The 13,951-nt window shown below is 64.2% G+C and carries 16 protein-coding genes; 1 reads left to right on the top strand and 15 read right to left on the bottom strand.

The window, feature by feature from the left end; genetic code table 11:
* Positions 1 to 134: 134 nt before the first annotated feature.
* The gene (locus tag VG561_RS15310; protein WP_423179782.1) at positions 135 to 800 is read left to right on the top strand and encodes an SOS response-associated peptidase; all 666 of its coding nucleotides are present in this window, start codon (positions 135 to 137) and stop codon (positions 798 to 800) included.
* Between the two features lie 32 nt (positions 801 to 832).
* Here the strand turns inward: VG561_RS15310 and VG561_RS15305 are convergent, their stop codons facing one another.
* From VG561_RS15305 to VG561_RS15235, 15 genes are all read right to left on the bottom strand, one after another.
* A complete protein-coding gene (locus tag VG561_RS15305) occupies positions 833 to 1,075 on the bottom strand; it encodes a hypothetical protein (protein WP_423179781.1) in 243 nt (80 codons plus the stop codon).
* The gene (locus tag VG561_RS15300) at positions 1,072 to 1,407 is read right to left on the bottom strand and encodes a hypothetical protein (protein WP_423179780.1); all 336 of its coding nucleotides are present in this window, start codon (positions 1,405 to 1,407) and stop codon (positions 1,072 to 1,074) included. The genes VG561_RS15305 and VG561_RS15300 overlap by 4 nt, the downstream gene beginning before the upstream one ends.
* 123 nt (positions 1,408 to 1,530) lie before the next feature.
* Positions 1,531 to 2,250, bottom strand: a complete 720-nt coding sequence (locus VG561_RS15295) for a hypothetical protein (RefSeq protein ID WP_423179779.1) — start codon at positions 2,248 to 2,250, stop codon at positions 1,531 to 1,533.
* A gap of 17 nt (positions 2,251 to 2,267) precedes the next feature.
* The gene (locus VG561_RS15290; protein ID WP_423179778.1) at positions 2,268 to 2,657 is read right to left on the bottom strand and encodes a hypothetical protein; all 390 of its coding nucleotides are present in this window, start codon (positions 2,655 to 2,657) and stop codon (positions 2,268 to 2,270) included.
* Positions 2,657 to 6,169 carry a host specificity protein J gene (locus tag VG561_RS15285; protein WP_423179777.1) on the bottom strand — a complete coding sequence of 1,171 codons (3,513 nt, stop codon included), beginning with the start codon at positions 6,167 to 6,169 and terminating at the stop codon, positions 2,657 to 2,659. The genes VG561_RS15290 and VG561_RS15285 overlap by 1 nt, the downstream gene beginning before the upstream one ends.
* Positions 6,166 to 6,783: a tail assembly protein gene (locus VG561_RS15280; protein WP_111206226.1), complete on the bottom strand. Its 618-nt coding sequence runs from the start codon at positions 6,781 to 6,783 to the stop codon at positions 6,166 to 6,168. Before VG561_RS15280 ends, VG561_RS15285 begins: the two co-directional genes overlap by 4 nt.
* Positions 6,776 to 7,516, bottom strand: coding sequence for a C40 family peptidase (locus VG561_RS15275; protein WP_423179776.1), 741 nt, complete (start codon positions 7,514 to 7,516; stop codon positions 6,776 to 6,778). The genes VG561_RS15280 and VG561_RS15275 overlap by 8 nt, the downstream gene beginning before the upstream one ends.
* 90 nt (positions 7,517 to 7,606) lie before the next feature.
* Positions 7,607 to 8,299: a phage minor tail protein L gene (locus VG561_RS15270; RefSeq protein WP_423179775.1), complete on the bottom strand. Its 693-nt coding sequence runs from the start codon at positions 8,297 to 8,299 to the stop codon at positions 7,607 to 7,609.
* Entirely contained in the window at positions 8,296 to 8,679 is a 384-nt protein-coding gene (locus VG561_RS15265; RefSeq protein WP_423179774.1) for a hypothetical protein, read from the bottom strand. The genes VG561_RS15270 and VG561_RS15265 overlap by 4 nt, the downstream gene beginning before the upstream one ends.
* Before the next feature lie 2 nt (positions 8,680 to 8,681).
* A complete protein-coding gene (locus VG561_RS15260; protein WP_423179773.1) occupies positions 8,682 to 9,233 on the bottom strand; it encodes a hypothetical protein in 552 nt (183 codons plus the stop codon).
* Between the two features lie 9 nt (positions 9,234 to 9,242).
* On the bottom strand, positions 9,243 to 9,572 hold the full coding sequence (locus VG561_RS15255; protein WP_111206221.1) for a phage tail protein: 330 nt from the start codon (positions 9,570 to 9,572) through the stop codon (positions 9,243 to 9,245).
* Positions 9,569 to 12,436, bottom strand: a complete 2,868-nt coding sequence (locus VG561_RS15250; RefSeq protein WP_423179772.1) for a phage tail tape measure protein — start codon at positions 12,434 to 12,436, stop codon at positions 9,569 to 9,571. Before VG561_RS15250 ends, VG561_RS15255 begins: the two co-directional genes overlap by 4 nt.
* Positions 12,436 to 12,750 carry a phage tail assembly chaperone gene (locus tag VG561_RS15245; protein WP_414934956.1) on the bottom strand — a complete coding sequence of 105 codons (315 nt, stop codon included), beginning with the start codon at positions 12,748 to 12,750 and terminating at the stop codon, positions 12,436 to 12,438. Before VG561_RS15245 ends, VG561_RS15250 begins: the two co-directional genes overlap by 1 nt.
* Positions 12,751 to 12,778: 28 nt before the next feature.
* Positions 12,779 to 13,171: a hypothetical protein gene (locus VG561_RS15240; RefSeq protein WP_423179771.1), complete on the bottom strand. Its 393-nt coding sequence runs from the start codon at positions 13,169 to 13,171 to the stop codon at positions 12,779 to 12,781.
* Between the two features lie 102 nt (positions 13,172 to 13,273).
* Positions 13,274 to 13,744 (bottom strand): hypothetical protein, encoded by a 471-nt coding sequence (locus tag VG561_RS15235; protein ID WP_423179770.1) that lies wholly within the window; start codon positions 13,742 to 13,744, stop codon positions 13,274 to 13,276.
* Positions 13,745 to 13,951 lie beyond the last annotated feature (207 nt).

Raw genomic sequence — 13,951 nt, 5'->3', positions numbered from 1 at the left:
CTTTGACGAAAGTTCCTAGACAGCTCATACCGCAAACCCAGGCGCCGCTGGCTGGCTCGCGTGGGTGACTTCGCTACACCAGCCGCGCTGTCCCTACACACGCCGGCCACAGCCGGCAGGGCTACCCTCCGACCATGTGCGGCCGGTTCGTCCAGCTCCCCGTGATCGACTTCGGCCAGCCGGGGCTGGCTGACCTTGCCCCCGGCCTGGCCGAGATCCAGCCCAGCTACAACCTCGCGCCGACACAGCGCGCATCGGTGATCCTGGACCGGGGCGAAGGCCGTCAGGTGACCCGGCTGGCGTGGGGCCTGCTGCCGTTCTGGGCCAAGGCCAGAGGCCTGCAGGGCTCGACCATCAACGCCCGCATCGAGACGGTGGCCACCAAGCCAGCATTCCGGTCGGCGTTCAAGAAGCGCCGCTGCGTCATCCCCATGGCCGGCTACTACGAGTGGTCGGTGAGTCCGATCGACGAGAAGAAAGATCCCTGGTTCATCCACGCCAAAGGGCCGCTGCTGGCCGCTGGCCTGTGGGAGGACACTAGTCCGCTACTGCCCGAAGGCAACCTGGGCACCTTCACCATCATCACCGGCGACAGCAGCGGCGTGTCGGCCGACATCCACGACCGCATGCCGGTGTGGCTACAGGCCGGGCAGATCGATGAGTGGATGGCCGCCAGCCCTGACGACGCCATGGCCATGCTGCTGGCCAGCGAGCCTCCGGCGATGGAGGCGTACCGCGTCAGCCGCGCGGTGAACATGCCGCAGAACAACCGCGAGGAATTGCTTCTCGCTGTAGGGTGAGCCGCCCAGCCAACAGCTAGGCGGCCACTCAATCACATGAAGACGTAGCCTTGCGGCCCGTCGTTGTGGGCGCCCGAGATCCCTTCGCAGCCGATATCACGGGTGTCGAAATGACGCAGTTTTCCCTTCCAGGCGTAAGCGCATCGATACAGTGGCGCGGTGCCTGGCAGCTGGACCGTCGAAAGGTAGCCGATAATCCCTCGATAGGGAGGAATAACTTGCCCCTCGCAGTTCATGTCAGTTGAGGTGAAATCGTCATAGGGCGTGTGGCTCAAACACGCCCTGATCGCATGCCCCCCTCAAATGGAGTCGAGGACACAAATCCAATGACACCTTCGTCGACATACCCCGATCGCAACCACGACGCAATGTCGTAGTGAATGATCATGTGCGTGTTGTTCCTGGGGTGATACAGGCGATGCAGTTCCGCCAGCGTGACGCCTGCTGGCACAGCGAGACTGGGATCCATCTGCACCGCCGCATTCGCCACGGATGCAAGGTCAGTCCCGCTTGCATGGGCGACGGATGCGCCGCCAACTGCGAGAAGCAAAGAAATACTCAGAAGACTCGATTTCACGAAATGCTCCATTTCTTCGAACGCGAACATCTTGCTCGCCGCTCGATCCTATCCAGTCTTGCGAGGCCACAAAGTGACAACGCTCACATCGATTGCCTTCAATCAGACTTTAGGCAGATAGCACTGAATTAAGATTGGGCCCTGGCTGACTCTTCAACCGAACCCCAGCGGAACCTCTGTCAGGTCCACAATGAAGATCGTGGCGTTCTGCGGCCCCATCGTCACACCGCCCACCGGGAAGGTGTTGGTGATCAAGGTCTGTTGAGTTACCTGCAACCGCGAGAGGAAGATCCGGTTGTCGCTGGTCATGTGGAAATGGTCGGCATTCATGGTGCACCGATCCTGTGACTGCGAGAAGTAGTAGAAGCGCGGCGACGGGATGGCAATGCCGATCTTCGTCCCTGGGAAGAACTGGCCGATCTCTACGGGAGGCCCTGGGACTGTTGGCAGCGCCACCACCTGGAGTACCCGCAGACCCTTGCGTCGGGAGTCGTAGAAGACCGTTCCGTCTTCGCCACGCATGCGCAGACCAACCGGGCCACTGGCCGCACGCTCGGTGGCATTGAACGTGTAGTACTCCAGCGTCTTGTTCGGCGCTTGGTTGGAAGCGTAGACGAAACACGTCACACCGGTCTGAACCAGAGTGAATCCCGTCGTAGTTGCCACGCTGTCATTGATGTAGCGGCAGACATGGAGGTTCGTTGTCCCGTTCGTTGAAGCCAAGACCCCGCTCGGCGACCACGAGGCAAACGGAGGTGAGCCGCCGGTCCCGCCGCCGGAGAAGGATCCAGTATTCAACGTCCCCGACTTGGCCAGCTGCAGATTCCGATAGCCAGCCCCAATCTGGATCTGCCCGGTTCCTTGGTTTCGCACGCGTAGTCCGGCGGCCATCAGCTGTATACCCCGTAATGAAGGGTGATGCCGCCGACGGTGTCCGTCGTGGGCTTGCTCGGAAACATCTCCATCCTGACGTGGTAGTTCACCACGTCAGGATCCCAGTTCCAGTTGATGCTGTTCCCCGATATGGTCACCGAAGGGACCAGCATTCCGTACACCGATCGTTGGCCTTCGCAGGTGAAGTAGTAGTAAGGCTCGCCGCCAAGGAAGTCGTTGACGACGAGCCCTCCATTTGCCTCGGGTGGCGCGACCCACTTGTTGTTGGAATTGACAGGGTTGTAGAGCGGGAACGTGTAGGACCCGATCCTCTTCGACAGCTTGGTGGTAACCGAAGTCTCCACGTACCCGCTCTCGGTCCGAACCCTCAGCCCAATGTCGACCATTACTGCAGCACTCCAAGCTCCACGGCGAGATTGCCGTTCGGGTAGCGGATGTAAATACCTTGGTTCGTGATGTTCAACTGATATCCGCCGGCGACGGCGCCATTGAACTCGAATCCACCACCAGGCGCCTTGTTGATTCTCCAGCCGCTTTGCCCCGGCACGTAATCATCGGATTGGATGGCGCCACTGATCTTCGCGTTGGTGATCGCGGCATCGGCAATATTGGCGCTGGTAATCCACGCAGTGCCGATCAGAGCCTGGTTGATGAAGGTCTGGCCGCCCTGGATCACGAACGGCGAGGTCAGCTGCCCGTTGACCAGGTTGACGAACGCGAAACGGTCGGCGGTAAACAGCACCTGGCTCTGGTAGCTGCCGTCCGGCTGGTTCTCGATGCCGATGCCCATGCCAGCTGCGTAGTACTGGCCGTTGGCTGCAATCTGCAGCTTCAGGCTGTACGAGGCGCTGATCTGTCCGTCCAAGTCGACCAGAGCTTGCGAGGTGGCCTGCACCATCGCCTGGGTCTTGCCTACCGCTGCTTCGGTGGTATCCACACGCCGGCCCAGCGCGTAGTCTCCGCTGGCGATGACCGTAAGCGTGGTGATCGTGCCGGCAAACGCGTCCTCATCGCCCGCGTTCCAGTCCCCATCGCCGGCGTGCTCCGCGCTGTATTGCGCCACCAAGCCATCTACGCGGCTGCCCACCGCCGTGACCTTGCCGTCCACCTCCGTAACATCCAGCTCCAGCTGATCGATCCGCCCGGCCAACGCACCGGCCTCGGCCACCGCATCGCCGACGCTCTTCCACTTCGTGCCCGGGGGCTCCTCGTTGCCGGGGGCGGCGTCGGTCCACAACCAGATCTTGCCGTTGTGCACCACCGTCTGGTCCGATTCATACGTGGCATCTGCGGCCCAGATCAACGGCGCGATACTGCTGATGCTCTCGATCTCCGACAGCAGCTCCCGCCCCAGCGCGCTCTTGTTGATGAGGCCGGAGAAGTAGGCGTCATACTCGGTCACGTCGGTGCTCGCCTCGCCCACGACACCAGCGCCAGCGGGATACCACGGCCCGATGTTGCCACTGCGGTCCACCAACCGACCCCAGAAGTAGAACTTCGCGCCGGCGGCCAGGCCATCGAGCCGGTGCCGGTTCTGCGGATAGGCGAAATCGCCCAGCTTCGTCGCGTTCTCCAGGTTCGGGCCAGCGCTGCGCCAGATCTCGGTGCGTTGCGTGTCGGTTGCCCCGGGCGGGAACGCCCAGGCCAGCTGGATGCCGAACACCACTGACGCTGCCGTCAGGGAGGTCAGCGCCGGCGGCGGCTCCGTCTTCCCCTGAATGTCGGTGAGGACACTGAGGGCCGGCTGCGACACCGCATTGAGCGCATTCACCGCACGCACCCGGGCCAGGTACTTGCCCGCATAGACCCCGCGCACCTCCGCGCTGGCCGTGCCCACGCGCCCCACACGCACCCAGTTCAGATCGTCCCGGCGCCATTCCACGTCGTAGGCAATCGCCTTGTCGGCCGCATCCCATTCAATAGTCAGCACCGGCGTGGCAATGCCCTGGTCGATCACCACATGCGAGGACAGGCGCACGTTCGCCGGCGGCGGCTGCACGCTGGGCGGTACGATGCTGATGGGCGGCGGCTCCAGCCGGGTGCCGTCATCGATGGCCGCGAACTTGTCCGGGCGGTGCTGCAGCGCGGTGACGCGATAGGTCAGCCCCTCTTCCTCGGTGATGCTGATCACTCGGAACTGCTGCATCACCAGGTCGGTCGACTCCGTCGCCCAGATCGACTGCACCACCGGGATCGCGCTCCAAGGCGCAGAGACGGTCACCACGCGCGTCTCCGGGTTGACCGCGCTGATGGTGCGGGCCTCGGTCTTCCCGCCCGGCAGCGTCGCCCGCAAGAGGTCCCCGGCCTGCATCGAGGGCGGCACCACATCCAGGGTAAGGCTGCTCGCCGCGGCCGCGCTGATGCGACCGGAGTTGCGCCGCCCCGCGCGCTTGGCATCGGCGACCTGGATCACGTCACCGGGCATGCAGTTCAGGGCATCGAGACCCACGGCGAAGTTGACGGTCTCCGTCTCCAGATTCTCACTGTAGAGGATGTGCAGCCCCACGCGCTGGGCCTGCGACTTGGAGTGGCAGCCGAAGGCCGTCACCTCGATCTGGTTCACGCCGTAGCGGGCAATCCCTTCCTGCAGCTGGACCGGCTCGACCTTCTGCCGGCCGAAGTCGTCCGGGTCGGACCAGGACACCAACGCCACCGTGTGCCGTGCCTTGCTGCCGCTGCCGGTGTACGTGAACTTCCCGTCGACCACGTTGGCCTGGCTGTAGGTATAGACCGGGTCCTTAGGCATGTCCGCGGAGGCCATGATCTGCCCCGCCGCGTAGAAGCTGATGCCGCGGAACATGCTGGCCAGGTCCTGTAGCACCTTGTGGGCCGACTCCCGGGTCTGCAGGTACAGGCTGCAGGTGAAGCGCGGCTCCAAGCCGCCCATGCCATCGCTGACCAGCTGATCGCAGTACTGCGCGATCTCATACAGGCGATACCGGTTCACCCAGTCCAGCGGGATGCGATCACCAAGGCCGAAACGATCGTTGGTGACCATGTCGAAGAAGACCCAGGCCGGGTTGTTCGTCCAGGCCGACTTGAACGTCCCATCCCACACCCCGGTGTAAGTGCGCGCGATCGGGTCGTAGTTGCTGGGCACGCGGATGATCCGGCCCCAGATGCGGTAGGCCGTGGTCGGCTTGCCCTGGAACTGGCTGCCGTCGATCTGGATCGCGGCCAGTGCGCAGTTCGGGTAGCGCAGCTTCACGTCGATGATCTCCGTCATGGAGATCACGTTCACGGTGTCGGCGACGGTGGAGCTGTTCGCGTTCGGCGTAAGGCGGCGGATCCGCGCCTGCCACTGATTGCCCGGCGGCAGGTCGATGCGATGGCTGCGCTGGTACTCGGTGGTGGTCTTGCCGCGGAAGGCGTTGCTCAGCACCGTGCTGAAGGCGCCGCCGTCAGTGGACAGATCGATGGCGTACTCGACGGCATAGCCCTCGGTGTCACCGTTCTCGGTGTTCTGCCTTTGCAGGGCGGGAACACCAAACCGGATCCGAACCGCAGACAGATCCTGCCCGGAGGCTGCTCGCACCACCGGTGTGTCGCGCAGCTCGACGCCGACGCCGATCTCGTTCTCGACCGACGGGAAGCCCGGGATGTACTCCTGGTCCTGCGTGCCCGAGCGCGTCTCGACCTTCACGCCGTTGAAGTTGAAGCTGCCGTCGCTGTTCTGGATCGGCACCTCATTGAGGTAGATGGACTGGTTGCCGGCCACCAGACCCCGGATCTCGCCCTCGCTGACCAGGTCCAGCACCTTGGCATAGGAGATCGAGTGCAGGCTGTCCGGGGTCTCCACCGGCGTGCGGGCGTTGGTGCTGCTCTTGCCGCCTGCGCCGATCACATCAACGCACGCCAGGGCCAGCGGATCGTGTTGATAGCTGACGGCTCGGTTCACTGCTGGTCCTCCGCGTAGATGCCGCCGCTGATCACCACGGATCCGACGACCATCCCCTTTGTGTCGTGGCCGCCGTAGGCGACGGGCACGGGGTTGCCTTGGGCCTGCACGTTCACAGGCCCGTTCATGCTGTAGTTCGGCGTGTTCTCGGCGGCCTCCTTCGTCCCTAGGCCACGGGGCTGGGGCGACAGCATCTGCACCACGCCGCCGATCGCCAGACTCCAGCCGGCCGCGCCGACAGCGCCCCAGAACTTGGCCGCTGCGGCGCCGGCGCCCGGACCGCCGTAGATGGAGGCCACCACGATCAGGGCCACACCGACGATGGTCTGCAGGGCACCCCCACGTTTGGAGCCGACCAGCACCGGTGCAATGCGGATATCATCGGCACCCGGCGGATCGTGCAGCTGCGCCTTGCTCAGGTTCTCCCGCCCGATGAACACGGCAAACTCGATGCCCTGATCCTTGCAGCCTGTCAGGAACTGCCGGAAGCCGGGCAGCAGGATGCCGAGCGCGAAAATGGCCTCGGCCGGGCTGTTCACCGCCAGCTGGAACTTGCGGCCAAAGCGAGCGCCGAGGCGGCCGTACAGCCGGACAGTACGCAGGCGATCAGTCATGGCCGGCCTCCTTGTGACGGACGATGTAGCGGGTGCGCTCGGCCCACATGCCGCCGTAGACCACCGTTTCAGACAGGCGCCCGTGCATGTGGTGCAGCATCTTCCCGTCGCTCAGGTAGACGCCGGCATGATTCGGTACAGGTGAGCGGATCTGCATCAGGATCATGTCGCCGCGGCGCGGCTCGCCCTGGATGACCGCGAAGCCCTCCGCCTGCAGCCGGTCCAGGCTGTAGAGGTCCTGCCCCTTCTCCCACCAGTCGTCCTCCCGCTCGTACTGGCTGAGCTGGATGCCCAGCTCGCGGGCGTAGAAATCACGCACCAGGCTGTAGCAATCCAGCACGCCGTGGGCGAACTGCCGGCCCACCAGCGGCGCCTCGTAGCCGCAGGGCACTATGGTCTGCAGGTCGCCACATTCGGGATCAGCCCCAACGCACTGCCCCACGCTCACGATGTGCCACGGCAGGCCGCTGGCCTCGCACATGACGCGGTCGGCATCAGAGGCAGCCGCGGACGCGTTCGGGTGGCTGTGCACGACGGCCAGCACTTCGCCGTTGTCCTCGGCGTCGGCAAAGTCCTCTGCCGGCAGCCGGAAGTGCTCGCTGGGAGTTGTGGCCAGGTTGCGGCACGGGACGTATATCTCCCCATCGCAGCCGGCCACGATGAGGCCGCAGCACTCGCGCGGGTAGTCGGCCACGGCATGCGCCTGGATGGCCTGCAGGGTGCTCTGTTGCATGGATCTCGCCCATAGAAAAGGCCCGTGCCTGGCGAGCCCTGTGGTGCTGCTGGTGCAGCGCGAATGGTCTGGAGCTTGGGTATGGGGGCGTCAGGTCCGCAGCAGGCCGGCGGCGGGGAATCCACCGTGCGGAATCGGCTTGTCCTGGCCGAACCGCAGCTGGCAGCTCCGGACCAGGCCGGCGCACACGTCCCTGGCCGGGTCGTCGACCGGCTGGTCGTTGATATCGAAGTAGGCCGAGCCGGTGTAGCCGCAGTAGGGACCGCGATAGCCCCCGTGCAGCAGGGCGCTGCAGATCCTCGTGCATTGCCGCGCGGGCAGCTCCCGCCCGTTGAAGTCGGCCACCGTGGTCAGCTCGAACTCAACCGTTTCGTCGTCCTCGCCCACCTTGCGCTCGATGTACCAGATCTCATCCGGGAAGTGTTCGCCCGGATCAGCCAACGGGTTCCCCGCGGGGAAGTTGGCCGCGTCCAGGTACTTCACCAGCGTCTGCCGGCGGATCAGCTTGGCGCCAGCCAGATCCTGGAACATGCGGCACAGAGCGCCGATCCGGCCATCGATGTTGCTTACCCTAAGCCGTGGGTTGGGCTGCTGCTCGCTGGTGCGCTCGAAGCCGGTAGCGTTGATCGGCCAAGGTCCATATTCCTGGCCCTGCCACCAGATCACCCCCGACTGCAGGTGCTGGTGGAACCAGAGCTGATCAGCACCGAAGCTGGTGCAGTCCAGTTCATAAACGGTGACGCGGCCGCCCGGCTCGAGCTGCTGGGCATCGGCGGTGATCATGGCGCATCGACCTCCGCGTCCTCGGCTTGTTCGAGCTCCGGAGCGTCAACGACGACACGTACCGTCAGCAAGTAGACAATGTCCCTTCCCTCTCCGGTCGCCGGATCGGTACACGTGTAGAGCACCGCACCCGCCTCCTGCTGGATGGCCAGGCGGATGGTCTGCTCGTCGTTCTCGTCACGGTATACGCTCGCGCGCCACCCGGTAGCCGGTTTGATCCCCGGACCAGCTACCCGATACACACCAGTCGCAACCCGAGCGCACGCGATGCCCAGAGCATCAAACGAGCAACCGATGCTTGTACCAGGAGCATGGTCTCCATCGAGCACGATCCCGCCATCAGGCTGGATGTTGAACGCTGCGGTGCAGGTGGGCTCCATGTTCAGGCTCTCTTGATGAAGTTGTTGGCATCCACCGTCGTGTTCCCCGCGTGCCATAGGGCATTGCCCCGGAAAGAGACAGCTGTTCGGGTGACCGTGAGCGCTTGGATATAGGCCGAGTTGAAGAAATCGCCATCCTTCAACCAGACTTGGAGCTGAGATTCGAATCCGTTGGCTCCCGTAGGGACCAAGAACATGCCGGCCAGATCGCTGTTGCTGGCGTTGTAGGACAGGGTGAGCTTGGCTCCGAAATCGTTCGTAGCATTCGCGTTGTGGAAAAAGTTCGCGCGACGAACTGCCGTTCCGCCGCCTCGCATAACGAGCGTCCCCGTCATGGCGCCGGCTTCACCGCCAGACTTCGGAACAGCCGCCGCAGCTGCGGAACCAGCATTGGTCGCCTTCGTGTCCGCGGTGGCCGCAGCTGTGGCGACGGTACTGATCCGACCATCGAGGTACGCGTCGTTATCGTTGACCTTCCCGAAGGCGATCCTGGCTGGATCGCCCTTCTTGCCGTTCGGCTGGACTGTATCGATATTGATTGGCTGAAGTGCCATGTTCTCTCCTTACGGCTGGAACGTCTGTTCGAAGGTGGCCGTGACGCTGTAGGTAAGACCACTGGGGAATGGCTCACCCTGCGCTGTGCACTCGAACAGCAGCAGGCCGCGTGGGCTCTGCCACAGGAACGAGCGGCCGACGTGCGTATCGAGGAAGGCGATGATCTGCTCGATCGTCGCCAACGTGCCGGTGAAGGTGAGCTGATAATTGCGGCTGCGCGGGTTGATTCCGTCCGGCGCCACCTGGCGGTAGCCATCGCCGAACTGCACGCGGTGCACCACGTCCTTGATGGTGCTCCCGCCCGTGCTGGTCGGCTTCCAGATGAAGGTGTCGGTCATCGCCCTGCTCCCATGACCCGCATCGCACCACCGTCCTTCATGGACCTGACCTGCGCATCGTTGATCTTCATGTCGATCAACTGCCCAATTTCCTTGCCGAACCGCTGCCACACCGGGGTATCTGCAGACACGTCGGTAGAGCCGTCGCTGTTGACGACCACGCGCACGTTCACCACGGATCCGCTGCCGGTGGACGTGTTGCCACCGCCGCCAGTCGGGGCCGCAGGGATCACCGCTCCGTTGTCGCCAGGGATGAGGTACGTCCTGCCGTTCTGTCGGAACAGCTCAGGCTTGCCGCCCTCACCCACCTGGTAGAACGCCTCCGCCGCCACAGGGCCACCGGTCGCCCGGCCGCCTCCGTAGTTGGAGAGCATCCCCGCATTGATGTTCTGAGTCCCGCTGGTGGCGGCCGCATTGCCAGCTGCAGTGACCCCGCTGGTACCGGTCCATGCGCCGGCCACCGCATTGATGATGCCCACCGCCGCCTGCTTTGCAGCGATGCGTGCGAGGTCGGCAACGATGGCGTTGGCCATGTCTCGGAACGACAGCTTTCCGGTCTGGGCGAACCGCACCCAGGCATCCTCCCAGCCACCGAGCGCACTGTTCATCAGACCGTTTGCCTGCTCCAGCGCATTGCTGGCGGCGAAGGCATAGTCTTCCCATGCCCGGCGCGCGCCTGCCCGCCAGTCGCCCAGCATCGCCAGGCGCTGCTCCTGATAGCCCCGCTCGATCTCCAAAGAGCGGTCAAGGCTGGCCCGCAGAAGTGCCACTTCTGCCTGGTACTCGCCGCCGCTTAGGGTGCCTCGCAGCTTTTCCTTGTCGAGTGCCTTTTGCTCATCCAGGTACTTCCCCTGGATGTCCAGCTGCCTCTGCAACATCGCGGTGGCATCTCCACCTCGGCTTAGGCCAATCAGGTCGATTTCTGCCTGCTGCCGTCGCTGCTTCTCCAGCTGTGTCAGTCGTTCGATCAGGGCCGCCTGCGCAGCCATATCCCGTTCGTTCTGCTGGGCCACAGTGGCGATGTCATGCGACATGGCCAGGCGCTCCCGCTCCGTCTCCAGCAGGCGGCGCTCGGCGTGTGTGAGCGTGCCCTTTCCGTCGGCCAGACGGATATCGATCTCTTCGATCAACCGCTGCGACTGCGAAACCTTTTGCCCACTGCGGGCCAGCTCATCGTTGGCCGAGATCTGTTGCTGCACCCTCGCCAGCAGCTGTTCCACGCCCGAGCGCGCCGTCTTGCCGGTGCCGGTTGTGCGCTTCGCCGACTCGTCCTGTGACTTCATGTAGTTGGCGATGGTCGCCTCGATCTCAGCGCGGGTCCTGCCGGCTGCGATGCCCTCAGCCTCGATGCGCTCGACCTCGGCACCCATCTTCAACTGCTTGTCGTACATCTCCAGCCGGCGGTTCCACTGATCCGAGGCCTTCTTGGCGTCGTTTGGGTCTGCAACGTCGCCATTCGGCGCGCCGATCCCCTCAATGTTCGTTGGCAGCCCATTGGGGTTCCGAAGCCTGGATGCCGCCCGATTCATCAGGTCTGCGAAGGACGGGGGCCTGAACTGCTCCGGCAGGTTCTTGGCAACGACGCCGCCGACCAGGCCGAACCCCAGAATGTCGGACAGGCTCGGGAGGCGAGCCAGCACGCCGTACTCCCGTCCCAGGTCGGCAATGGCGTTCGTCACGTTGACGATGGCACTCCACGTGCCCGACACGTCGCCCTTCATGTCGCGCCAGTACTCGGTGAGAGCCGGCAGATTGGCCTCGGCCGTATTCGCCAGGTTCTTAGTTGCATCGTCAGCGAGGCGAAGCGCTTCAGTGACCGCCCCAACCTCATCGCCCTGCTGCTGGAGTTGGTAGACGTAATCGATCTGGGCCTGGGTCAGGAACCGATACTGCTTGTTCAGCTCCAGGAGACCCTGCACTGGATCGTCGACAATCTTCGCGAACGAAGCGACCGTCTTGTCTGCAGACACCCCCAGCGAGGCTTCCATGCGCGCTGCTGATGCAGAAACCAGGTCGAACTGCTGCCCGACGAACTGGCCCGACTTCGCAACCGCGTTGAGCGAGTCCAAGGCCCCGCCACGGCTCACGCCAGGGATTCGATCCAGCTGGTCAACCATCCGCTGAAGCTGTCCGAACGTGATGTCGGCAGAGCGCCCGGTCAGGATCAGATTCCTCTGAAACCCGAACAGCTCGTCGTTGCCCTGCTTCCAGGCGGCGATTCCGGCCACGACCACCGCAGTGAAGCCGGCCACTGCCAGCCCGGCTCCGCTGAAGACCGTGGACAACACGCCCGTCCTGGCCGTCAGCGATGCGATGGAGGACTGCGCCTGTGCGAAGTTGCCGGTCGCCAGCGCACGCATCAGCATTGCCAGGGACTGCTGGGTCTCCACGGCCTGCAGGTTGAGCTTCCCGAAGGTGTTGGACGTGGCCAGGATGCCCGCGCGCGTGCCCTCCAGCTGGCTCTGGTACTGCTGCCACACCTGCGGCTTTAGTAGACCGAGATCACGCGCGCGGGCCAGGCGATCCTCCTGCTCCGCCAGCTTGTTCAGTGCAGCGACCGTCGGATTGATCTGCCCCAGTAGCTTCTGCAGGTTCAGTTCGTGCGCCTCCGTGGCGGTGGCAGCCTGGCGCGTGGCCACCGCAGCCCTCTGCTCAATCCGCTCCATCTCCTGCACGCGGGCGTTGATCTTGGCCTGCTCGTTGGCCCAGTACGACGCAGACTTGCCGGTGCCCTTCTGAGACTTCTCCAGGCGGTCGGCAGCAGCGCCGGCCTTGTCAGCAGCGGCGGCATTCTCGTCCAGGGCCTTGGTGCCTTCGACCAGGCCGCTGCTGTCGACCTTGTAGCCAAGCTCGGCGATATCCATCAGGGGCTCCCGTTGTTCTGCATTGCCCGCTCACGCGCGGCTTTCTGGTCTTCGCGCACCGCGCGCAGGTACTGGTCATCCATCGCCATCAGCATCACGACCTCCTCCGGGAGCAGGTCGACCTGCAGCAGGCGGGCCCATTCGCCGATGTCAGCAAACGTCAACGCCTCCGGGCCGCTGTGCCTGCGCCCGGATAGCTCCCAGAACCAGCCCCAGACGTGGGCAGCCGCGTCCGGGACCTCCAGCTCTGGTGATTCGCCGATACCGAAGCGCGCATTGCGCTGGCGCCGTGTCTCGCCGTTCTCATCCGCCATGTCGTAGCGGACGGCGGTGTAGACGGCCTCAGCCGTCCGTTTCGTCAGGTCGGCGAAAGAACTCCGCCCGGTCGGTCAGGGCGACGTCGACCTGTTCCCCCACCCACGGCAGTTCCTTCAGGAGATCACGCAGGACCTGCTCCTGGAAGGCGGGCTTCTCGCCGTGGAAGGTCAGCTCCCCCTGCCACTCCCACCCACCGATCGATGCACAGAGCATGCTGATGCGGCTGGCCTCGATCTGCTCGGCACCCACCTTGCCGCGGTAGTTGATGCGATCGTTGATCGACTTGCGGGCTGCGGTCTTCACCTGCGGGTGGCTGTCGGGCAGGAGGATCAGCACCAGGCCTACCGGCTCCTGGGTGGCCGGGTGGAGGATGTCCAGGCGGCGTTCTGCCGCCACGATGTTGGTCAGTTCGGTCATGTTCGGGATCCTTGATGTCGATCCGGTAGAGAGCCCCGGGGGAAGCCGGCCGGATCAGTTCCGGCTTGTCAGGCGGCCGCGCTATCCCCCGGGGTGTTCGGGTTACGGGGTGGCCGGCGCCGCGACGGTGATCGGCGCCTGGTTCAGCGCCAGGGTGAAGGTGTTGAGGATGAAGTCCTCATTGCGGCCACCGGGCACGTTGGGACCGGTCACCAGACCGCGCAGGTACTCGATGGAGCCGTCAGCGCGTTCCACCTTGAACGCATAGACGTCCGGCACGTTGGGAGCACCTGCAGCGCGCAGGGCCACCTGCCCCGGGTCGGTCAGATCCTCGGCCACCTCCACCTGCGGGTCGCCGGCGTTGGTGATGCCCTTGCCCTTCAGGGCAACCAACGTGTCCAGCGTGTCGTACTGCACGATGTTGGTGTTGATGCCGCGCTCGCCGATGCTGCCGACCTTCTTCACCTGGACGAAGGTCAGGGCCGCGAACTCGGTTTCGGTCAGGTCGGCATTCTTGGGGGTGGCGCAGATGTAGAGCTTGGAACCTGCATTGGTTTTTGCTTCAGCGGCCATAGCCGTATCTCCTCGCGATGGGCGTAAAAAAACCCGCCACGGGGCGGGGTCGTCGAAAAACGCAAAAGGCCCGCTGATGGGCGGGCCTATAGACCTAAAAGCTGTTTAGCTAGTTCGAGTCTTTCTGAAACTGGACCACAGCGAGCTTCTGCTGCAACAGAACATTACCCGTTGAAACAGGATCACAGAGCACCTCATTGCCAACTG

This window comes from Stenotrophomonas sp. CASM110 (genome assembly GCF_049384345.1).
Taxonomy (GTDB): Bacteria; Pseudomonadota; Gammaproteobacteria; order Xanthomonadales; family Xanthomonadaceae; genus Stenotrophomonas; species Stenotrophomonas muris.
This window is presented reverse-complemented; position numbering and strand designations above follow the sequence as displayed.